21 protein-coding genes and 1 riboswitch are annotated in these 22,634 nt (G+C 36.0%); of the genes, 13 read left to right on the plus strand and 8 right to left on the minus strand.

The window, feature by feature from the left end:
* Positions 1-6: 6 nt before the first annotated feature.
* Together VL047_RS03640 and VL047_RS03645 are read right to left on the minus strand one after the other, a co-directional pair.
* Positions 7-867 (minus strand): GLPGLI family protein, encoded by an 861-nt coding sequence (locus tag VL047_RS03640; protein ID WP_325358616.1) that lies wholly within the window; start codon positions 865-867, stop codon positions 7-9.
* A gap of 314 nt (positions 868-1,181) precedes the next feature.
* Positions 1,182-1,901 (minus strand): DUF4397 domain-containing protein, encoded by a 720-nt coding sequence (locus VL047_RS03645; RefSeq protein ID WP_325358618.1) that lies wholly within the window; start codon positions 1,899-1,901, stop codon positions 1,182-1,184.
* 209 nt (positions 1,902-2,110) lie between these two features.
* Here VL047_RS03645 and VL047_RS03650 point away from each other — a divergent pair, with 209 nt between their 5' ends.
* The 6 genes from VL047_RS03650 (at position 2,111) to VL047_RS03675 (ending at position 7,390) form a co-directional block, all read left to right on the plus strand.
* On the plus strand, positions 2,111-2,674 hold the full coding sequence (locus tag VL047_RS03650; RefSeq protein ID WP_325358620.1) for an RNA polymerase sigma factor: 564 nt from the start codon (positions 2,111-2,113) through the stop codon (positions 2,672-2,674).
* 2 nt (positions 2,675-2,676) lie between these two features.
* Positions 2,677-3,900: a hypothetical protein gene (locus tag VL047_RS03655; RefSeq protein WP_325358622.1), complete on the plus strand. Its 1,224-nt coding sequence runs from the start codon at positions 2,677-2,679 to the stop codon at positions 3,898-3,900.
* Between the two features lie 77 nt (positions 3,901-3,977).
* Positions 3,978-5,222, plus strand: a complete 1,245-nt coding sequence (fabF, locus tag VL047_RS03660) for a beta-ketoacyl-ACP synthase II (RefSeq protein ID WP_325358624.1) — start codon at positions 3,978-3,980, stop codon at positions 5,220-5,222.
* 135 nt (positions 5,223-5,357) lie between these two features.
* The gene (locus VL047_RS03665) at positions 5,358-5,837 is read left to right on the plus strand and encodes a heme-binding domain-containing protein (protein WP_325358626.1); all 480 of its coding nucleotides are present in this window, start codon (positions 5,358-5,360) and stop codon (positions 5,835-5,837) included.
* Positions 5,838-5,884: 47 nt separating this feature from the next.
* Positions 5,885-6,349, plus strand: a complete 465-nt coding sequence (locus VL047_RS03670; protein ID WP_325358628.1) for a 3-oxoacyl-ACP synthase — start codon at positions 5,885-5,887, stop codon at positions 6,347-6,349.
* A 120-nt stretch (positions 6,350-6,469) separates the two neighbouring features.
* The gene (locus VL047_RS03675; protein WP_325358630.1) at positions 6,470-7,390 is read left to right on the plus strand and encodes a hydroxypyruvate isomerase family protein; all 921 of its coding nucleotides are present in this window, start codon (positions 6,470-6,472) and stop codon (positions 7,388-7,390) included.
* Between the two features lie 58 nt (positions 7,391-7,448).
* Here the strand turns inward: VL047_RS03675 and VL047_RS03680 are convergent, their stop codons facing one another.
* A complete protein-coding gene (locus VL047_RS03680) occupies positions 7,449-8,741 on the minus strand; it encodes a M23 family metallopeptidase (RefSeq protein WP_325358632.1) in 1,293 nt (430 codons plus the stop codon).
* 306 nt (positions 8,742-9,047) lie between these two features.
* Here VL047_RS03680 and VL047_RS03685 point away from each other — a divergent pair, with 306 nt between their 5' ends.
* Positions 9,048-11,990 (plus strand): TonB-dependent receptor, encoded by a 2,943-nt coding sequence (locus VL047_RS03685; RefSeq protein WP_325358634.1) that lies wholly within the window; start codon positions 9,048-9,050, stop codon positions 11,988-11,990.
* Positions 11,991-12,007: 17 nt separating this feature from the next.
* Positions 12,008-13,540, plus strand: a complete 1,533-nt coding sequence (locus VL047_RS03690) for a RagB/SusD family nutrient uptake outer membrane protein (RefSeq protein WP_325358636.1) — start codon at positions 12,008-12,010, stop codon at positions 13,538-13,540.
* Between the two features lie 114 nt (positions 13,541-13,654).
* Here the strand turns inward: VL047_RS03690 and VL047_RS03695 are convergent, their stop codons facing one another.
* The 4 genes from VL047_RS03695 to VL047_RS03710 all read right to left on the minus strand — a co-directional run bounded on the left by VL047_RS03695 (position 13,655) and on the right by VL047_RS03710 (position 18,185).
* On the minus strand, positions 13,655-15,763 hold the full coding sequence (locus VL047_RS03695) for a M3 family metallopeptidase (RefSeq protein ID WP_325358638.1): 2,109 nt from the start codon (positions 15,761-15,763) through the stop codon (positions 13,655-13,657).
* A 32-nt stretch (positions 15,764-15,795) separates the two neighbouring features.
* Positions 15,796-16,260 (minus strand): VOC family protein, encoded by a 465-nt coding sequence (locus VL047_RS03700; protein WP_325358640.1) that lies wholly within the window; start codon positions 16,258-16,260, stop codon positions 15,796-15,798.
* A 93-nt stretch (positions 16,261-16,353) separates the two neighbouring features.
* On the minus strand, positions 16,354-16,863 hold the full coding sequence (locus tag VL047_RS03705; RefSeq protein WP_325358642.1) for a pyridoxamine 5'-phosphate oxidase family protein: 510 nt from the start codon (positions 16,861-16,863) through the stop codon (positions 16,354-16,356).
* 89 nt (positions 16,864-16,952) lie between these two features.
* Entirely contained in the window at positions 16,953-18,185 is a 1,233-nt protein-coding gene (locus tag VL047_RS03710) for a DEAD/DEAH box helicase (RefSeq protein WP_325358673.1), read from the minus strand.
* A gap of 125 nt (positions 18,186-18,310) precedes the next feature.
* Between VL047_RS03710 and VL047_RS03715 the strand changes: the two genes are divergently transcribed.
* The 5 genes from VL047_RS03715 to VL047_RS03735 all read left to right on the plus strand — a co-directional run bounded on the left by VL047_RS03715 (position 18,311) and on the right by VL047_RS03735 (position 21,760).
* On the plus strand, positions 18,311-18,865 hold the full coding sequence (locus VL047_RS03715) for a sugar O-acetyltransferase (RefSeq protein ID WP_325358644.1): 555 nt from the start codon (positions 18,311-18,313) through the stop codon (positions 18,863-18,865).
* 26 nt (positions 18,866-18,891) lie between these two features.
* Positions 18,892-18,990: riboswitch (TPP riboswitch) on the plus strand.
* 66 nt (positions 18,991-19,056) lie between these two features.
* Positions 19,057-19,779, plus strand: a complete 723-nt coding sequence (locus VL047_RS03720; RefSeq protein WP_325358646.1) for a class I SAM-dependent methyltransferase — start codon at positions 19,057-19,059, stop codon at positions 19,777-19,779.
* Between the two features lie 2 nt (positions 19,780-19,781).
* Positions 19,782-20,834, plus strand: coding sequence for an AIR synthase family protein (locus tag VL047_RS03725; RefSeq protein ID WP_325358648.1), 1,053 nt, complete (start codon positions 19,782-19,784; stop codon positions 20,832-20,834).
* A gap of 1 nt (position 20,835) precedes the next feature.
* Positions 20,836-21,489 (plus strand): thiamine phosphate synthase, encoded by a 654-nt coding sequence (locus VL047_RS03730; protein ID WP_325358650.1) that lies wholly within the window; start codon positions 20,836-20,838, stop codon positions 21,487-21,489.
* Positions 21,470-21,760, plus strand: a complete 291-nt coding sequence (locus tag VL047_RS03735; RefSeq protein WP_325358652.1) for a Trm112 family protein — start codon at positions 21,470-21,472, stop codon at positions 21,758-21,760. Before VL047_RS03730 ends, VL047_RS03735 begins: the two co-directional genes overlap by 20 nt.
* Before the next feature lie 5 nt (positions 21,761-21,765).
* On the opposite strand, the gene VL047_RS03740 is transcribed toward VL047_RS03735, so the two are convergent.
* A complete protein-coding gene (locus VL047_RS03740; RefSeq protein ID WP_325358654.1) occupies positions 21,766-22,503 on the minus strand; it encodes a DUF72 domain-containing protein in 738 nt (245 codons plus the stop codon).
* Between the last annotated feature and the right edge of the window lie 131 nt (positions 22,504-22,634).

Consider the following 22,634-nt stretch of genomic DNA (forward strand, 5'->3'; position numbering starts at 1 on the left):
TTTCTATTAATCGATAAGCTCAATTGGATTATTCGTAATGGGCGACTTTGCAGCTCCTTCTTTTATTACGGAGATACTCTTAATCTGAGAAGGATCTATTATTGAATTCAAAGGCGAACTAGAGTTGCTTCCACCACCTTGTGAACGGGCTTTTGCTGCTGCCATTGGATTTTTCTGAACTGCTTCTACTAATTTAGCTAAGGCTTTTTTGTTTGTTTTAATCGTGTTTTCAGGTATTCCTACAGTCAACCCACTTGTTTCTATTTTATCGAAACCTGCGTATTCGAATCGAACTTCATTTTTGCTGTCTGCTGCTTCTAATATTAACCCAGGTAAGCCTTGTAATTTCCATGGACCTGCCTGGAAAGGGATATCTGTAGTAAACCAGGCTATGTAATCACGACCTTTGAAATGGGTTTCAGCCTTTTGACAAGTATATCCTCCTATTATTTTAGTTTCTTGCTCTATTTTCCAATTCAACGCTGGAAATTCCTCATTTACTAAGTAGTTTTCACCATTAAGACTATATACTTGTATGATTAAGTTTTTAGCTGGAGCAATATAATAGGATTCGTGTGTTCCTGAGCCACTGCCCTTAATGGTAAGATTGCCATCGAAACTAGGACTCTCAACTTGTTTTCTTAGACTTTCTTCCATACGTTTATTAGCATACGAAGTATAGAAAGAAGAATACTGACCTAAGTATAATACCATTTCATCGTGATGATTTTTCTCAAGCTGAGTTGTATCGTTGATATGTACAAAGTTGTAATGTGTTTTGGCTAAAGCTATTTCGCTTTCCTGTGCCTTCAAATTTTGACAAAATAGTAGTGTTATTGCTAATAATAGCAGATTCGCTCTTTTCATAATGTATTTAATTTCTATAATTGGTTTTTATTTACTACGAATATATCATATTGTTACGATATATTCGTAGTAAATAATTAAATTTAATGAAAAGATTTTTGTTTGAGATTTGTATTTTAAATTTATTAAAGTGAAAGGTCGTATAATTACAAAGAAATTTATAGATTTAGAACCGAATTGATTGTGCTAAATTTTTACGACAATAAGAATTAGGAATAGTTCTTTGTATTATATTTAATCTAATCAATATAAACCTAAAATAAAAAGAGCCGGTCATAATGACTGGCTCTTTTTATTTTTAAGAATGGGTGTTCTTATTTATTATTATATAGCATAGCTTCGATCTCTAAAGCATCCTCTTCAGTATCTTTTAAGCCTTTTACCCAAATAGTATATATTTTTCCAGCTTTTATGTCTGCATTTTCTAAAGTAAAGAGTACAGCTTTGCTTGCTTGATCAACTACGTTAAAGGATTGTTTTTTTGCATCAATTTCTTTGAATTCGGTAGCTGATTTGAACTCCTTCTCTGTAAATAGATCTGCACCACCAGCTATAGCTAAATTAAGTTTTCCAGCATCTGGAGAAACATTCACGAATCGTATCTTAGCTTTTCCTTCAGCAGGATTGGTTAGGTCATCGCTAATTTGTACATATTCTGCATCATCTTTATCTTTTTCGTTGGTAATAAATAAAGAGTATGCTTTATCTTTTTCAAGTTTGATTGATTTTTGGAAGATTGATTTACCGTCTTTTCCTTTAATCTCCGCAACACGGTCACCAATAAATGCTTCTATATAATTAATACTATCTCCAAGACCGACAAGTTTTGCATTTACTTTTTTAGCATCTAAATAAAAGCTTAATGAATCTGTACTAGGTGAAGCATGAAATACTGAAACAATTGCAGTTTCTGGATTCGGCATAATATTGTCGTCATCGCTACAAGATGAATAAGTAACAGCTAAAGCCAGGCAAAGCAAAGGCAATTTCATTGTTTTTAAAGACATTGTTTTTAGGTTTTGATAAAAATTCATAATGATTGTTTTTTGTTAATTAATAAATACTGTTTGATGCCAAAACACAGTAAGAATCTAAACTGCTACAAATGATTTCAAAAACTTTATTTGTGAAAATATAATAGCAAAAAAATATCTTTTGTAGCACTTCGGCCAAAAATGGGTTTTGTATTGATAAGAGCAAATGATGCTTGATTCTATCATTAAAACTTTGTTAAGCAGTAGGGTTGAATACTGAGGCCGATTTAATACAAGATATTTTGAAAGGCTTGAAGGAAGCTGATGAGCGCCTTCAGGAACGGATATATAAACACTATTGGGGATATCTTATGGGGGTCTCATTGAGGTATATTACTAATCGGGATATAGCAAAGGAAGTAGTCAATGATAGTTTTATGAAAGCATTTACCCATATGGGAGTTTTCTCGTGTGATGATGAAACTAACTTCAATAAAGTCTTTAAAGCCTGGTTAGCAAAAATTACGGTTCGGACAGCTTTAAATGAGATTCGTAAAAGAAAGTCAACGCTTTATTATGAAGAATTATCGGATGCGCATGAAAAATCTTATAGTCAAAGTTATGAGGATAATTTGAATGTGGCAGATATTATGGGTTTGTTGGATAAACTTCTACCCATACATAAAACAGTATTCAACCTCTATGAAATTGAAGGCTTTAATCACGAAGAAATTGCAGAAATGCTGGAAATTCCATCCAGTTCGAGTAGGGTTTACTTAACAAGAGCTAAAGAGAAGTTAAGAAGCTTATATCTAAAGTCAGTAGTAGGATAGATATGGAAAACAAAAGAGATAGAATAGTTGAAGAGATCAGAGAGTCTCTTATAAATTATGAGCTTCCGTATGAGGAGGGAGCATGGGAAAGGTTTCGTGAAAAACAATACAATGCAGAGTTGGTACCTGTAAGAAAAATTAAAGACGTGCCTTTCATACCTATTGGGAGAATAATGACGGTAGCTGCATCCTTGATTTTTATAATTTCAATTGTATCTGTTTTTAGAGCGTATTACTCAGATAGTCAGTCAAGAGTAGCAAAGGTTATAAAGATAGATTCCGTTAACTTAGAAAGAGAAAAAAGACAGGAACTCGTTTTGTCTAGAGGTCAAGATGAAAGAACCAACGAGCAAGTGAAGCCTAATAGTATAGTTAGAACTAGGGAGAACCAAATAGTAAATGCGAAAATTAATAACGATCTTAAAGTTGAAGAAAAGAATATAAACATAGTCTCTTTACCAGAACCGAAAGAACCTGTGCAGGAAGATAAGAAACAGGTAATTTTGACTGAAAATAGAAAACCTAGTAGCGACATAAAGGATGTTAAATCACTAAATCCTTTTGAAAACATCGACGAGGTTCTTTTGTCTGAGAACTTGAAAATTAATAGAGCTATTGATGATGATAATTGGAAATTTGGAATAGAACTTTCTTCTTCCTTTATTTCAGATAAAATGAATTACGGTGGTGGTGTTTTTGCTGAACGTAAGCTTTCAGATAAAATTTCTTTAACAAGTGGGGTAGCTTTTACCAAGATCAATGCCGCCAATGAGATCGGCCCGGTTGGGATTTCTTCTTCAACACGAAAAGTTGGTGTTGAAGCTTCTATGCAGGCTCTTGATATTCCTTTATCTATAGTTTATCAGGTGAATGATGGTTTTTACGCATCTATGGGCGTATCTCTTTTAACCGTGTTGGATGGAAACAAATCCTATCAATATGAAACAGATGTCGTTTCAACGAGTTTGGTCAAAGATCCAAAAACAGGTGTGGAGTCTACCGTATACTCTACTGTAACAAGACAATATACTGAACCTGTTCAAGAATTAGACTCTAAAGGAAATGATAATATTGGTTATCTTAATCTCTCTATAGGTAGGAAGCAAAACTTTTATGGTAAGACAAAGCTCCTTCTCGAGCCTTTTCTGAAGCTGCCAATTAGTAAACTGTCTGATGAAGAAGTTAAGTTGATGAATGCAGGATTGAAGATAAAAGTGATGTTTTAAGGCTATTAATGGAAGTTAGAACGCCCTAGATTTGTATCTTTGCATTTATTATCAATTTAGAGATTAAAACAGATTAAATGAAAAGAGTTGTTGTAACAGGAATAGGCGCTTTAACACCGATAGGAAACGATATTAAGACTTTTTGGGATAGTTTAACGAATGGTAAGAGTGGCGCAGGAAGAATTACAAAATTTGATCCAAGTGCTTTTCGCACACAGATAGCATGCGAATTAAAAGGTTTTGATCCTTCATTATTCCTTGATCGGGCTGAATTAAAAAGAACTGATCCTTTTACACAATATGCCCTTGCAGCAGCAAAAGAAGCTATTGATGACTCTGGATTGGATTTTGGAGGTATGGATCCATATGATACTGGAGTTATTTGGGGTTCTGGTCAAGGGGGGATGCTTACATTTGAAGAGCAAGTTAGAGATTACGCAGACAACGATTACAAACCTCGTTTCAGTCCGTTTTTTATTCCGAAATTGATTTCAAATATGGCATCCGGAATGATTTCCATTAAATACGGATTAATGGGTATCAATTATACAACCGTTACAGCTTGTTCATCGGCGAATACTGCTATTATGGATGCATTTAACTATATTCGATGGGGTAAAGCTAAGGTAATTGTTACCGGTGGATCAGAAGCTCCTATAACAGAAGCTTCTGTAGGTGGATTTAGCTCCATGAAAGCTATGACTACAAGAAACGATGATCCTCAAGCAGCTTGCAGACCTTTTGATATTGGAAGAGATGGTTTCCTTATGGGAGAGGGAGCAGGCGCTCTTATATTAGAGGAATATGAACATGCAATAGCAAGAAATGCAACCATTTATGCTGAAGTAGGTGGTGCAGCGATGACGGCTGATGCTTATCATATGACTTCTACTCATCCCGAAGGAGAAGGTGCAGGAGCTGCTATGCGCTTTGCATTGGAAGATGCAAACTTGAATCCTGAAGATGTCGATTACCTAAATGCTCATGCAACTTCTACCCCAGTAGGTGATATCAGTGAAACAAAAGCAGTAGCCAAGTTATTTAAAAACAACACAAATAACTTACATATTAGTGCCACTAAATCGATAACAGGCCACTTAATGGGTGCTGCTGGAGCTATTGAAGCGATCACCAGTGTTTTAGCTATTAAACATTCTGTTATACCACCTACAATAAATTTAATTGATTTAGATCCGGAAATTCCTGCTGGCTTGAATATTGTTAAGAATGAAGCCCTTGAAAAGGATATCAATGTAACCATGAGTAACACATTCGGCTTTGGTGGACATAATGGTATTATTGTATTTAAAAAATTAAAATAGGTAATTAGAACATTAACAGGCGATTAGCTGTCACAGAACTTTTACATTTTTCGTTCATTTCTAGAGTGTTATGATTATATTTGATTGTAGCAATGTGCTAGTAATTAATCAATATAGACCTCTAATTCTATTCAAATGAAACGGAATACACGTTTAAGTATTTGGGCTGTAGTTATATTCGCTCTGGTTGGTATCCAATTTATTAAAAAGGACCCACGTAACGTTCAGACGACAAAGCTTCCTACTGATATATCCAACCTTTATACTGTTCCGGATGATGTAGAAAGTGTCTTACAAAGATCTTGTTACGACTGTCATAGTAATAATACCGATTATCCATGGTATATAAATGTTCAACCAGCAGCCATGTTTTTAGAGGGTCATATTAATGATGGTAAAAGACACTTGAATTTCAGTGATTTTGGATCATATGATAAAAAAAGACAACTAAAAAAAGCTGAAGATATCAAGGAAGAAATGGAGCGAGACGGTATGCCTCTTAAATCATACACAATCCTCCATAAGGGTACAAAATTAAATGCTCACGAAAGAGCCTTGTTAACTGGATGGGCTAACGATTTAATAAGTGAAATTAATTTAGCTCAAATTAATTAAAGCATAACATTTAATGATATGTTCATTATATAATTGAGGATCATTAAATGGAAATTAACAGTCAAATATTTAAAGATGCTGTTTATATACAGTGCCTTGATGCCATCAAAAGTCGTATAGATCATGCAGAGCATGCTTTATTACAAGCGCGTGAAGCTAGCCAAGACGATACGAAAAGTAGCGCGGGTGATAAGTATGAAACTACGCGAGAGATGATGCAGCAAGATATAGACAGGAATAATAGCCAGCTTTACGAAGCTAAAAAGATTTTATTTCAATTAGAGCAATGTAAGGATGTGAAAATTGAAGGACGGGTTGGTGCTGGTTCTTTGGTTAAAACTTCTAAAGCATTGCTTTATATTGCTGTCAGCATCGGACAAATTCAAGTACAAGGACAATCACTGTATGCCATTTCCCCCGCTTCTCCATTAGGTCAGCTTCTTATTGGAAAAGAATGTGGCGACAACTTTACCTTTAACGGCATCTCTCAAACGGTAGAAGAAATCTATTAATTTATTCTAGCGAGATTTGTTTATTTATTAAATTATAGTTTATTTAGGTGAATTACTGCTAACCGATTTGGTATAAGAAGCGATTGACACTTATATCAGAAACTAAATATTGTTAAATAAATGAAAAGAAACGAATTTTTGCAAAAAGGGCTTTTAGCAACAGGAGTCTTAATGACCAGTAGCAGTTTGGCTGTAGGTGCTACAAACACACAAAAGGCTGCCGATGGACAACCGTTTAATTTAAAATATGGTCCTCATGATGGAATGTTTAGAAATTTAGCAGGGAACAATGTGCTGGATCAAATACAATTTATGTATGACCAGGGTTTTCGTGGTATTGAAGATAATGGTATGCCGGGCAGGTCACCTGAAGATCAGAAGAAAATTGGCGACCTTCTGGCTAAATTAGGAATGGAAATGGGTGTATTCGTACTGGATAAGGGTGGTAACGGGGCAAATACATTAGCCGCTGGAAAACAGGAATACGTTGATATTTTTTTAAAAGGCTGTCAACAGGCTATAGAGGTTTCAAAACGTTGCGGTGGTAAATTAACTACAGTAGTTCCAGGAGATTTTTTTCGTAATCATTCGATAGAAATTCAAACAGCAAATGTGATTGAAGCACTTAGAAGAGGGGCTGAAATATTAGAACCTCATGGTATTGTTATGGTACTTGAGCCATTAAGTGATTCTCCGAATTTATTTTTAAGGACGTCTAATCAAACTTATCTGATCTGTAAAGCAGTAAATAGTCCTTCTTGCAAAATATTATACGATGCCTATCATATGCAGCGCAATGAGGGAGATTTGATAGCTAACATGGAAAGAACGTGGAGTGAAATTGAATATATACAAGTAGGTGATAATCCTGGAAGAAAAGAACCGACTACCGGCGAAATAAACTATAAGAATATATTCAAATACTTACATGATAAAGGATATAAAGGAGTTGTTGGTATGGAACACGGCATCTCGGGTAGAGGTAAAGAGGGTGAACAACGCCTTATCGACGCATATCGCGAAGTAGATACTTTTATGTAATTAGAAACGATTAATAAAAAGAAAAAGGGGTGCATTGTATGTACCCCTTTTTCTTTTATTAAATTGTTTGCTTTATCCAACCTTTTATTGATTTATTGTTTACCAAATAAAAGCCATTGTATTCTCCTATTACTGTTAGTTTAGTTCCTGATGGATATTTTATAATGCGGGCAGACAATGAATCTGGTTCTGAATACAATGTTTCAGCCTTATTTAAACTAATAATTTTTATTTGGTTATTCAATGTTGTAATTTGTTTTTGCGAGACAAAAGTTTTGCTTTTATCTGGTAGTATTACTCGATAGTTATCCATCGCGGCACCTTCAATTATTAAAGGTGTATTAATCATATTATTGCTGTTAGAAGCGCGAACTGTGTCTCCAATCCGTCTTGTATCTACACTGATTTTTGACGGATTTGATTTACCCGGCCTAATAAATGGGATTGGGTCAACAGCACCTTGACGAGTATATATTCCAAAATGAAGATGCGGTGGTGTTGTGCGTGCATTGCCTGTATTACCGATTAATCCTAAGGTATCTCCCAAAGATACTGTTTGCCCCGTCTCTACTAATTGGCTATCTAAATGTGCATAATATAAATTGATTGCTAGGCCTTCAGGTTTTAAGAAAACAATTTTACCGCCTAGGTTATTTAATCCCACCCTGCTTATTATGCCATTTGCAGCAGCTACGGCCGGAGTTGATCGATTAGCGAAAATATCAATTCCTTCATGTTTTCTTGAGCCGGCATCTCGGCCATCACCAAAGAAACTGCCAATATTCTGTTTAGCAGTCGCTTCAACCGGATTCCCTAAAGAAGGTTCTGCAGTAATTTGAAGTTCATAGGAAATATCAGATAATAATTCAGGTTGTATGCGAAGAATGTATTTATCATTATCCTCAATAACATAAGATAAGGATGAATCACGCGTGTCGGCTGAGTATATAGCCACTTGTTGTTCAGTAGTATCTTCAATCATTTTAAATAAATCAATAAATAATTGTGTGCTATCCAAGGTTTGTAATTCTAAGTTTATTTGAAGTTTTTCTCCTATTCTAGCATCAAAAATAAAGGCTACTGCATTTGGATTATTGGCTGCAAAGTAGGCCTCCTCCTGATAAGGTACAGTAATGGAAATTGGCTGAAGAATACTTTGTTTTGATGCATTTTTCCATTGTTTGAATAAACTACTACCATTCAAACCGGCAGCTATTAACTGTTGCTCATATTGCTGATGTGGAGATCTGCCTTTGAATAAGGTATTGGAAAATTTGTTATTACAGGAAAAGAAAATTGTAATAGCAATAATTGATATACACCATATAGAAAAGGAACATTTATTAGTCATATTATATAGAACAAGATATTTGATAAAATGTTGATAATATAAGGATGGCTTTTAAAGGATAGCATTATAAAACAATGTTTGTAGCGTCCTAAATCCTTTTACTTAATGACTTAAACTTTGTATTTATAAAATTATTTAAGTAGATTGCTGTATGTAACACATTTCTTACAAAGCGAGCCTATGAAAGTATTTTTATTGGTTTTGGTTTTTGAAATATTGAATTGTATTAGAGATCCCCCCATCTCTGTCTGTTTCATCATGTTCGTACAATCTTTGAAAAACATTAACCATTTTAATCAAAATTTTATGATCTTATCTACCAATAATCCAAATTTTCGAATATTTATGCAAATAGGAACGTGTGTTTTGCTGATCCTGTTTTTAAATATTCCATTGTATGCATCTAGTGCTGCATTTCCAATTCGCGGTACAGTTCTCGACATAAACGGAGAACCTCTGATAGGTGTAAGCGTTACTGAAAAAGGTGTTAATAACGCAACAAGCACAGATAATAATGGCCAATTCTCATTGGAGGTTGCCAATGAGAACAGTATATTGGTTTTTAGCTATCTTGGTTTCTCAGAGCTTGAAGTCTCCATAAATGGGAGAGCCACATTAAATGTTACACTTATTGAAGATACCCAGGCTCTTGAAGAAGTAGTTGTAATAGGCTATGGTACACAATCTCGGCGTAATATTTCCGGATCAATAACCAATGTTTCTGAAGAGGATTTCAATCAGGGTGTTAACCGAACTGCGACTGACCTGTTACAGGGCAAGGTTGCCGGATTAACAATTACTAAGGGAAGTGGTGATATCACCAATGAACAAACCATACGTTTACGGGGAACTTCTTCGTTAACAGGTAGTAGCCAGCCTTTTGTAGTTATTGATGGGGTTCCTGGTTTAAGTATGAATTCAGTTGCACCGCAAGATATTGAATCCATTAGTATATTAAAAGATGCTTCTGCTGCAGCAATTTATGGATCCCGTGCTGCAAGTGGTGTAATTCTGATAACCACAAAAAAAGGAATTGAATCAAGACCCATGATAGAGTATGAAGGTTATGCAGCTGTAGACAGAGTTGCGAATATTCCTAAGGTTTTAAGTGCCGATCAATGGCGTGATTATACCTCATCTCACGATATAAATACAGAAGGCATTGATAGAGGAGCAAATACGAGTTGGTTTGATGAAATAATGCGAACCGGAGTTAGCCAAAGCCATAGTTTATCTATGTCTGGAGGTGGAAAGAGCAGTACGTATAGGGGTTCGTTCTCTGCATTAGATCAACAAGGAGTTGTGCGCGATAATTCCATGGAAAGGTATAATGGTCGTTTAATGTTCAGTCAACGCGCGTTGGATGACCGGTTAAACTTAACGTTCGTTGGTGCTATTACAGAAAGAAATTTTTCACCAACTGATACTAGAAATTTTGTTTTAGCGTACAATATGGTTCCCGTAGCGCCTGTTAAAAATGACGATGGAACATGGTTCGATACGCAGGAATACGATCAAGGAAACCCACTAAGAAATATTACATATAATAAACGAGATAATAAGAACAGTTTGTTTTATGGAAATATTAAAGCTGATTTCAACATTACAGAAGATTTCGTAGCTGGAATTAGTTTATTAAAGCAACGTGAATCTAACGATTATGGAGAGTACAATGACTCTCAAACTGAGCGCGGGCGAAATGACCAAGGTTTTGCCAAGCGTGAAACATGGACTGCTGATAAGAGGTTATTAGAAGCGACTTTGAATTATAAAAAGATATTTGATGAACATAATTTCAATTTTTTAGCAGGTTATTCTTATGAGGACAATTATTATCAAAAGAATGGTGCGCAAAACAGACAATTTGTAACCGACTTTTTTGATTATGATAATTTAGGTGCTGGTGAAAACCTTCGTCCAAGTGATGTATGGTCTGAAGCTAATATGAACAAATTGATATCATTCTTTGGTAGAGTAAATTATGTGCTTCAAGATAGGTACACTTTAACTGCATCTATTCGTCGGGATGGCTCATCAAAGTTTGGAGCGAATCATAAATGGGGTACTTTTCCTGCGGTGTCGGCAGCTTGGATTTTGAAGGAGGAAGGTTTTTTAAAGGATAAAGACTTCTTTAGTGATTTAAAATTGCGTGCTGGTTATGGAGTATCTGGTAATCAAGCAGGTTTTGATCCTTATAGATCGCTTCAGTTATATGGTAAATCGGGTCAGTATTATGATGACGGTAAATGGTATAATGCATATCAAATAAGTCAGAATGCCAACCCAAACCTAAAATGGGAAGAAACTTCCATGTTCAATGTAGGTATAGATTATAGTATTTTAAATAATCGATTAAGTGGTACAATTGAATACTATAGCAAAGAAACCAATGATCTGCTTTATACCTATAAAGTTTCTGTTCCACCTTATCTTTATTCTGATATGCTTGCTAATGTTGGTTCAATGACAAATAAAGGAATCGAGTTAGTGATTAATGGTGATATAATACGAAAGGACGAATTAGTGTGGAATGCATCATTTAATTTAGCGCACAATAAAAATAGAATTACGAGTTTGTCAAACGATCAGTTTACCACCAATTCAATCAAAACCGGTTCTGCATGGATACGTGGAGGATCTGATAATACAACTCATATAGTAGAAGAAGGCCGCGAGGTTGGAACATTCTACGGATGGCGCTTTATTTCGCTTGATAGTGATGGTAAGTATATATTGGATGAAATGGTTGATGGGAAGGAGGGGCTAACTGATGAAGATCGTACATATATTGGTTCTGCACAGCCGAAATTAACTTATGGCTTTTCAAGCAATCTTTCTTATAAGAATTTTGATTTTGGCTTTTTTCTGCGAGGAGTATATGGTAATGATCTCTTGAATTTTTCACGCATGTCTTATGCAACAACTCAGTGGCTGCCTGGAGCAAATGTTTTGGAAGATGCCTTAACCAATGGTTTGACAGATAACCCTAAATATTCCAGTTATTATATTGAGAAAGGATCCTTTTTGCGTTTAGATAATGCAACTCTTGCTTATAATTTTGATACGGGAGATGTTTGGGGAATACGGAAATTCAGAGTTTACGTTACTGGTCAAAATTTATTTACTATTACAAACTATACAGGCTTAGACCCTGAAGTCCAAATGAGTGGCTTAGATCCAGGCGTAGAAGGAAGAGAGTACTATCCGAAAACCCGGACATTCTCTGTAGGCGTTAACTTGAGTTTCTAATCATAACTTAAATAATCATGAAAAGATCAAAAATATATTTAATAACCACTATCATTTTGTCTTCTTTAGTTTTTAATGGCTGTACAAATTTGGATGAAGAAGTTTATGATAAGTTACCAGTAGGTGAGTTTGGTGGAACAGAGAAAGAAATAAATGCATTAATTGCTCCAATTTATAGAACATTAAAAGGGGTTTTTCCAAGCAATTTTTTCTTGTTGAGTGAATGTTCTTCAGATATGGCTATAACGCCTACAAGAAAAGGGGGAGACTGGTGGGATGGAGGTCAGTATAAAGAACTCCGTTTGCATACCTGGACGCCCAATACTGTTATTCCGCGAAATGCATACAATAGTGCATTTACAAGTATAACAAGCTGTAATAAAATATTCTCATTAATTAATGAGAATGAGAATATTGAGAATAAAGAACAGATTCTTGCCGAAATACGCGGTGTAAGAGCTTATTGGTATTATCTGTTGCTTGATAACTTTGGTAATGTGCCCATTGTTACTGACTTTTCCGATACACAGCTGCCAACTACAAAAAGCAGGAAGGAAGTATATGATTTTGTTCTTAAGGAACTGAATGAAATTAAAGATGTAGTTCGGGATGATGTAACATCTGCAAGCTATGGTAAAGTGACGAAAGGCTTTGTGTATACATTGCTGGGAAAAATGTATTTAAATGCCATGGTGTGGAATCCAGATGGGGGTGCAAAATGGCAGGAAACGGTGGATGCATGTAATGTAGTAATGACACTTCCGTATATCTTAGAACCTAACTGGAAAGACAACTTTTCTGTTCAGAATCAAACTTCACAAGAAGTGATCTTCCCTATTATTTACAGTACTGCTGATGGTGGTAACGGACTTCCGCAGCGTACGTTACATTATTTAGACCCGATTGCTTTAGGTCTTAATATTGGTGCTAATAATGGACTTAGTGCAATGCCTGGTTACGTAAAAGCCTTTGACGACGATGATAAGCGAAAGTTAGGATCATTTTTAATTGGACCTATGACAGATCCGGCAACTGGTCAAACATTGATTACCGCTCATAACAGGCCGTTGATACACACGGTTGATATTGATATGAAATATAATATTGATGGAGACGGTTGGGGACAGACTGAACAAGAAGATGGTGCCCGGGCAGCTAAATGGGAATTTGAAAAAGGCTTAAATGGTGATTCGGAAAATGATTTTGCTATTTTCAGACTTGCAGATGTATATTTAATGAAAGCTGAAGCTTTGGTGCGAATGGGTGTAGATAATGTCGAAGCAACTCGCTTGGTTAATGAAATAAGGAAAAGAGCATTTGATGACCCTAGTAAGTTAAAAACCAATGTAACTTTAGAAGATATATATCAAGAAAGAAGGTTTGAGTTTGCATGGGAGGGAACAACTCGTCAGGATATGATTCGGTTTGGTAAATTCTTAGATCCAATACCAGGATGGAAGAAGGCAACGGCAGAAAAATATCTTATTTTCCCTATTCCAACAACTGCTTTAGATGCAAATCCTAGTTTGACACAAAACCCGGGTTATTAGTCGTAGTATTTTATATTAGACATAACAATGCCCCACTAAGTTCTAGCTTATGGGGCATTGTTTTTTACTGATTATAGTATTACAGAAAAAGAGTTGAGTTAATGTAGCTGAAGCTTAATTCAAACCTCTTGCTTTTAACAGAGGCTCTATTTTCGGCTCACTGCCTCGCCAGGCTCTGTACATTTCTTCTAAATCTAATGTGTTTCCTCTTGAAAGAACCATGTCGCGGAACCGTTGACCATTTTCTCTAGTTAACCCATTATGCTCTTCAAACCAATTATAAGCATCATGATCTAGCATTTCTGTCCATAAGTAAGAATAATATCCAGCTGCGTAACCGCTACCAAAAATGTGAGAGAAATAAGTTGAACGGTAACGTGGCACTACCGCATGAACAACATCCAGCTTAGTTTTGTGTAATGCATCCTTCTCGAATTGATTAGCATCTGATATTTTAAGATCGGCAGGAATCATGTGCCATTGCATATCTAAATTAGCAGCTGCTAAATACTCTGTTAAGGCGTATCCTTGATTAAAGGTTCCTGCATTTTTAATTTTATCAATTAAAGTTTGAGGAATCTGTTCTCCTGTTTTATAGTGTTTAGCGTAGTTTTTTAATACATCAGGATATAGCGCCCAATTCTCATTAAATTGAGATGGAAACTCAACAAAATCACGAGATACCGAAGTGCCCGATAAACTTGGATACATTTGATCTGCAAAGAAACCATGTAAAGCATGTCCAAATTCATGGAACATCGTAACTACGTCGTCATATGTCAATAAAGCTGGTTCGCCTTCAGAGGGTTTAGTGTAATTGCACACATTGTATATAACAGGTTTCTTATCGAATAATTTAGATTGTGTTACCAGGTTGCTCATCCAAGCACCCCCACGCTTGCTTTCGCGTGAAAAGAAGTCGCCGTAAAATAAACCTAGCGGTTCTCCATCCTCTTCAAAAAGCTCATATACAAGTACATCATCATGATAGGTAGGGATGTCTGTACGTTTCTTAAAGGTTATTCCGTAAAGTTTCTCAGCTGCATAGAAAACTCCATTCTCCAATACTGACTCTAGTTCAAAATAAGGCTTAATCTGACTTTCATCTAAATCAAACTTTGCTTTACGTACTTTCTCAGCGTAGAGATTCCAATCCCATGGCTCTAATTTGAAGTCTTCACCACTTTGTTGAACCATTGCTTGTATAGCATCAGATTCATTCTGTGCTTTAGCAGTAGCAGCGGGAATTAATTTGCTGAATAAATCCATTACATGGGCAGGAGTCTTAGCCATTGTCTTTTGCAGACTCCATTCTGCATAATTAGAAAAACCTAATAGCTTTGCTTTTTGTGCACGCAACTCAGCCAATTCACTAATAATAGCTTTCGTATCGTTTTTAGATCCATCTGCACGATTCCAAGAAGCTTTAAATAGTTTCTCACGAAGATCCCGGTTTTCAAGGGATTGCAATAATGGTTGTTGCGTCGTGTTTTGTAAAGTTATTTTCCAGTCACTTGAATCTTTCAACGCACTTATTTCGCTTTCTGAAAGGCCTGCTAATTCAGCCTTGTCTTGTATTATGATGACACCAGCATTATTTGCTGCCAATAAAGTTTGGTTGAATTTGGTACTTAGCGTAGCCTCTTTAGCATTAATCTCTTTTAGTTTATCCTTGTCATCTGCAGATAGATTTGCTCCTGCAATTTCAAAATCCTCATAATAGTTTTCTAATAACTTGAGAGATTCTTGATCTAAATCTAATTCTGAACGTTTGGTATACAAAGTTTTTAAACGTTGGAACAAAGCATCGTTAAGATAGATCGCATCATAATGTGCAGATAGTTTTGGCGCTAAAAACTCTTGGATTTCTTCTAGTTCGTCATTTGTATTTGCACCAGTTAGCGCATAAAAAGGATTGCTTACCCGTTCTAAAAGTACACCGCTCTTTTCTATGGCAAGTACGGTATTATCAAATGTGGGTTCCTCTTTATTAGCAGTTATTTGATCAATGGCTTCCGTTTGTTGCCTCATTGCTTCTATAAATGCAGGCTTAAAGTGTTCATTTTTGATTTTCGAAAAATCAGGGGTAGCGTATGGCAGTGTACTTTCCTCCATTAAAGGATTATTCTGTAAGTCTGCACTGGCATTTGTTTCAGCCGATTGATTACAAGCAGAAACACTTAACCCTGTAATTAAGATTAAGAAAAGTGGATTTGTCTTCATAAGAGCGAGTTTAAAAGGCAAAGATATTAAATTTATTTTGCGTCATTAATTTCGATCCAATGTCCATCAGGATCTTGAAAGTATATCTGCTTAACACCATCTACGCGTACAGTTGGAGCTTTTTCTGTTCCTGGCCAGTTACTGTATTCGATTTTTTGTTGGTTGAGTCGTATAATGAAATTATCAACAGAAGAAACGCTAAAACATAAGTGATCATTCTTATCATGTTCAATCTTCTTCTGTGCACCTTGAATCAGATGTAAATTTCCTGCAGCTCCTAAAGTAAACCATACATGTCTCCCATCTTTGAAAGGTTCTTCAATTTCAGTCAGTTTTAAAACATCTTTATAAAAGGAAGCACTTTCTTGTAAGTTTGTTACATAAACAGCGATATGTTCAAGTCTTGGGCTGTCAGGGTCGGGGGTAGTTTGGGCCGACGTGCTTTTTGAAGAAATAAAGGGAATGATTAATGTTAGCATTAGAGCAAATGTTCTCATGGTTAAATGATTAATAAATATTGGTTAATTGATTTTTAAATATAAACCATTAATTTATTAATTAACCCTAATATGTAGCTAATTCAGTTTTTATTAGATATTTAATTTCCCCTCAATGCCACCAACCCCTTGTTTTGTATTTCCTGTAAGTGTGGCAGTAGCAATTTTCAATAAAGTAACCATTTTTCCATCCTTCGTATCCCAGTATTTTGTTTCTTGCGGTGTTACGCGGATAACAGTTATGTCCGGATCGTTTTTATCTTCAAACCAAGCGTTTGCAACGGGGCTCCATTTTTCTTCGATTGTATTTGAATCTGTATAAATATAAGCTTGACCATAAACAGAAAGATACTCGGATGAACCAGTATTAGAAAAGAAAAGCTGTACACTATCATCATTCTCAATTTCTACATTTTTGTTTGAAGTTGAGCCGCTAATAAACCAAAGATTCCCATCATCGTCTACTTCTTGAAGACCCATTGGTCTTGCGGAAATAGGGTGTCCTTCAAGATCTGTACAAAACATGCATATCCGTGCACTTTCTGCTAAGTCCTTTAATTTCTTAATTGCTTCTTGATTATTCAAATTTTCAGTCGTTCCCATAAATCGTATATTTGATTTATATAACCTTTACTGGCCGAAAAAGTTTTCTTTAGATTAAATCGGCATTTGATGAAGCAATAAGAAACCTGCTATCTTGCGTAAGATTTTTTTCTGTTTTCTTGTTTAAAAGACCTGAAAGGTTTTTTTGTTTGTGTGTTCTTTTTCTTCGCTGAAACTATAGGTGTGCTTCCAAAAGTGATTGCATAAGGATGATCTTCAACCAAAGGAATTTTTTGGGCAGTTAGCTTGTTTATATCTTGCAAGAAAGCTCTTTCTTCATGATCACAGAATGAAAGTGCACTTCCACTTAATCCTGCTCTTCCTGTTCTTCCAATTCGATGGACATAGGTTTCAGGCTGGTTAGGGAGATCAAAATTCACAACATAACTAAGCTGATCTACATCAATACCACGAGCGGCGATATCAGTAGCTACCAGTACACGTATTTTTCCATCTTTAAAAAAGCTTAATGCTTTTTGCCTTGCATTCTGAGATTTGTTTCCGTGTATAGCAGCTGAAGTAATAGAAGCACGACTGAGTACTTTTACCAATTTATCTGCTCCGTGTTTGGTTCTTGTAAAAACCAAAACGCTGTTCATCTTTTTGTCCTTTAACAAATGGATCAATAAAGAAGGTTTGTCTTTTTTCTCAACCGGATAAATAGCTTGGGTTATTTTTTCAACAGTGGATGAAGTAGGTGTTACTTCAACGCGTGTCGGATTGTTTAGTATGGAGTTTGCTAAGCCTGCAATTTCAGAAGGCATGGTTGCCGAGAAAAATAGGGTTTGTTTCTTTTGTGGAATTTTAGCTGTTATTTTCTTTACATCATTAATAAATCCCATATCCAACATACGGTCAGCTTCATCTAATACGAATATTTCTACATTCGATAAATTCAATGCACGCTGGTTTAGTAAGTCAAGCAATCTGCCTGGCGTAGCAACTAAAACATCAACACCATTTCTTAATGTACTGATTTGCGCACCAATTGAAACACCTCCAAAAACAACTGTGTGTTTTAGACCGGTATGTTTTCCATAAGCGGCAAAACTATCATCGATTTGAATGGCTAATTCACGTGTGGGGCTTAAAATCAAGGCCTTTATAGTCCTTGGTGCAGTGGGTTTACCATGCAATAATTGTAAGATTGGGAGAGCAAATGCTGCTGTTTTACCTGTACCGGTTTGCGCAATGGCTAATAAATCTTTTTTATCTAATACAACAGGAATAGATTGCTCTTGTATGGGGGTAGGATTTGTGTATCCTTCTGTCTTAATCGCCTTTAATAGAGGGTCAATAAGATTTAATTGTTCGAATGTCAAATTGTTTTTCTTAAGTGTCATTTCTCTTTTTAAGAGAGGCTCCTTAAAAAGAATCAGTTAATCTCCATGATCAACTAAAATGATTAATTTTTTTGCAAAGGTACATAAATATATTAGGTTTGAATATGAAGACAGAGAAAGAAAAGATGCTTGCAGGAGAATTATACAATGCAATTGATCCTCAACTTACAAAGGAAAGGGTTAAGGCAAGATTGCTTACAAAGAAGTTGAACGATAGTAGAAAAGATGAAGAGGAACTACAAGCTGCTATAATTAAAGACTTGATACCAAACGCCGGAGCCGGAATATGGATAGAAGCTCCCTTTTATTGTGATTATGGATCCAACATTTTTACCGGCGAAAAAGTATTTTTCAATTTTAACTGTGTTATACTTGATGTGATGAAGGTGTCAATTGGAAGTAGAACCATGTTTGGTCCCAACGTTCAGATTTATACTGCTACTCATCCAATTAATCCGATAGAAAGGGCTTCAGGTCTTGAGTTTGCAAAATCTATCACAATAGGTGAGGATGTCTGGATCGGGGGGAGTGCTGTAGTTTGTCCGGGTGTTACTATTGGCGACCGTACAATAATCGGCGCTGGTAGTGTAGTAACCAAAGATATTCCTTCAGATGTAATTGCTGCTGGTAATCCTTGTAAAGTGATTCGTAGTTTGTAGGACCGATCATATTTTGTATCTTGCAGAACAATTGCACGGGGTGCTTAATCAAAAAGATTAGGCTGAGATAACACCCGATACCTGATTTGGATAATGCCAACGTAGGGATGCAGCTAAGATATTTCCATTTTAAGCTCCATTGTCTTTTGGTATTAAAAGAATTTGGGGCTTTTGTTTTTAACAATATAGAAATGGAAATACAAAAGAAAGATTTCGGACTTATTCCTCAAAGTCACCAGAACTGGCAAGGCAGACCAGAATGGTTTTTTAATCGCGAACATACGGATACCTACGAACAATGGTATGAAGGACGTTATAAACGTGCTGAAGTATGGCAAAAGAAGGTTATGGAACAACTCGTTTCCAAAGATACCAGAATTAAGACTTTATTGGAGTTCGGTTGTGGAACCACACGTTTTACCCGATGGTGGAAAGAGATAGGAATTGAAGCAACAGGAGGTGATATTTCGCCTTTAATGCTCTCACAGGCTATCCATTTATTTGAAGGAGATCTGGTAATGGCTGATTCTCATCATATGCCCTTTAAGGACCATACTTTTGATTCCCTGGCCTTTATAACAACTTTTGAGTATTATAAAAATCCTGTAAAAGTCATAAGAGAAGCTGCAAGAGTTGCAAAATATGGCATCGCCATGGGAATGATGAACCGTAATTCTCCAAAAGTGCTTCGCAGACGTGTACAGGAAGCATTTGGTAAAAACCCTTTCTACGTTACTGCAACTTTTTATACTCCTCAACAACTAAGCAGTATTATTCATGAGGCTTTAAAGGGAAGGGATTATTCAATTGAATGGACCTGTACTGGTTTGCCAAAATGGTTTCCCGTACAGCAATGGAGTGTGCCTTTTGGCGATTTCTTTGGCTTGTATGTTAAGCTCAATGATGTAGACTAGCGATGAAGGAGCTTGGAAAAATTCAGCATGGCTTTTTTGAAGATACCATTCTTCAAAATTGTGGATATAAACGAAAGGAAGTTAGCTGCGGACCAGGTTTTGGAGTAGATGTAGCAGTTATTGATTTACCGAATGGTTTGGCAATGGCAACAGCCAGTGATCCCTTGTCGTTAATTCCTTCTTTAGGTCTGGAAGAGTCTGCCTGGCTCTCGGTTTATCTGATGGCAAATGATATTGCAACTACGGGCCATTCAGCAATGTATGCTCAATTTGTATTAAATCTTCCTGCACATTTTTCTGCTACAGATTTTAAAACCTACTGGAATTATATCCACTTGTTTTGCAAGGAAATGCATGTAGCTATTACTGGTGGACATACGGGTTTTATTGAAGGACAAAATTCTACTATCGCAGGTGGAGGAACATTAACCACTATCGCGTCAAAAACAGATTTGCTGATTTCAAAAAATGCTGAGGTTGGCAATGTGCTTTTAGTAACCAAACAATGTGCTATTTCTTCTTCAGCGATTTTGGCAATGAGTTTTCCTGAAACGGTGAAAAACAAGTTAGGAAAGGAAATATATGACCAAGGCTGTGGGCTGTTCTATAAAACTTCATCGGTTAACGATGCATTGGTTGCTGTTGGTTCAAATATTAATAATTCAGGAATAACGGCCATGCACGATGTCACAGAAGGCGGAGTTTTAGGTGCTATTTATGAATTAGCCATTGCATCTGGAAATGGTGCACGTATTGAAAACAAATCCTTACCCATGGGTGAGGCTCAAATGCGAATATGCGATTTGTTTTCAATTGATCCTCGTTACAGTATTGGAGCTGGTTCAATGATCATTGCAGTAAGGAGAGGGCATGAAAAAGATGTGATAAGCAGGCTTAAAGATCAAAATATAGACTGTACAATTGTAGGAGAATTAACTGAAAAGGAGAGAGGGATTAAATTGATAGAAGACAATAAAGACAGCGATTTACTTTATTCAGAAAAGGATCCATATTGGAATGCATTTTTTAAAGCTTATCAAAAGGAGTGGAAATAAAATGGAAAGAAATAAAATATCGGGGGGAATATACTTAGTTATTAATCCATCCATGAGGCGAATTGAGCTTCTTAATAGATTAGAGGAGGTCTTGCAGGCAGGTGTTGCAATTGTTCAGATTTGGGATAATTGGGAACCATTGATAAATAGACAGGATGTTATTATGGAAGTATCCAACCTATGTCATAGGCATCATGTTCCGGTACTCATAAATAATAGTTGGGAGCTACTTAGTTCCTTTCCGCTTGATGGCGTGCATTTTGATGCCATTCCGGACGATTATGCCCAAATTCAACAATATATAAAGCAAGATTATTTAGTAGGCATTACCTGTAATAATGATTTGTCGCTTGTTGATTGGGCAGATAAAAATAAGCTAGATTACATTTCTTTCTGTTCAATTTTCCCCTCTTCAACAAGTACTAGTTGTGAACTGGTTTCATTTGATAAGATACAAGAAGCACGACGAATGACATCCTTGCCCTTGTTCTTAGCTGGGGGTATTCAGCTAAGCAATATGTCACTATTAAACGAGCTAGATTATGACGGGGTAGCCATTATTTCAGGAATAATGAGCTCTGAAAATCCAGCTCAAGTCACCAAACAATATTTAGAAACTTTAAGAAATAAAAACAATGAGAATCGCAACAATTAATAAGCTTTGCTGTCCTTTTGATAAAGCTGACTTGTCTCTACAGATTATTACTCAAGATATTGATAAGAACATTTTAGAGGGATTACTTACTTGCAGTCAATGTAATCGCTATTTTCCCATCGTTAAAGGAATTCCTATTATGAGTCCGGATGAATTTAGGGAGTCTAAGTTAGAGCAACCTTTAATAGAAAGCTGGCAAGACCATTTACAAGGAAAAGAACTTAAGAACTTTCGTTTAGGGGCTACTATAACCGATAATCAAGAAGCTTAAAATGATCACGACGATTGTATAAAATTTAATAAAGTTGAAGTATTACTTAAGGCATGTCCGTTTATGTCATTATTAAAAAATGCCCAAACGGCATGCCCTTCTTTTTGCCACATAAGGAATTTCTCTGCATATTCTTTTAAAACCTGATCGCTATAAGAAGAAGCATACAGAGCTTTCGGGCCATGAAAACGAACATAGATATTTTTTGCGGTTATAAATTCTTTGTAGGGAAACTTTTCTGATTGCGCGATAACAAATGCAATATTATATCTCTTCATTAAATCCAACGATTCATTGCTATACCACGATTCGTGACGTACTTCCATTGCAAATTCATATTCAGGATATTTGTTCATTAATGTTGCATAAAAGATTTCATCAGTTTTTGCATCAAACGCAACACTTGCCGGGAGTTGAATCAACACAGGTCCCATTTTGTCTTTCATTGGTTTAAAAATATCGAAAAATCGCTCTAAAGGTTCTTCCGGATCATGCAGTTTTTTCATGTGACTTAAATAGCGACTTATCTTTGGGCAGAATAGAAAATCGTCAGGAACCTGGTCAACCCATTTATGAACCGTGGAAGCTAGCGGTAAATGATAGAAACTACTGTTTATCTCCGTTACCTTATAATGTTGAGCATAAAAGGAAAGGTAGTCGGTTGTTTTTAGCTTTTCAGGATAAAACGTTCCTTTCCAACCTTTATAGCTCCATCCGGAAGTACCAATATGTATCTCATTCATTTTTGACTCTTTAAAGCTTAACAAGCCATTCTCTAATCTGTTTTTGAACTTAAGTGTTTAATCTATTTTCGCACATATACTGTTCGAAATCGAACGCTTTTAAAAACAGATTGATTGTAATCGTCTGTGTT

This window comes from Albibacterium sp., from assembly GCF_035514885.1.
Taxonomy (GTDB): Bacteria; Bacteroidota; Bacteroidia; order Sphingobacteriales; family Sphingobacteriaceae; genus Albibacterium.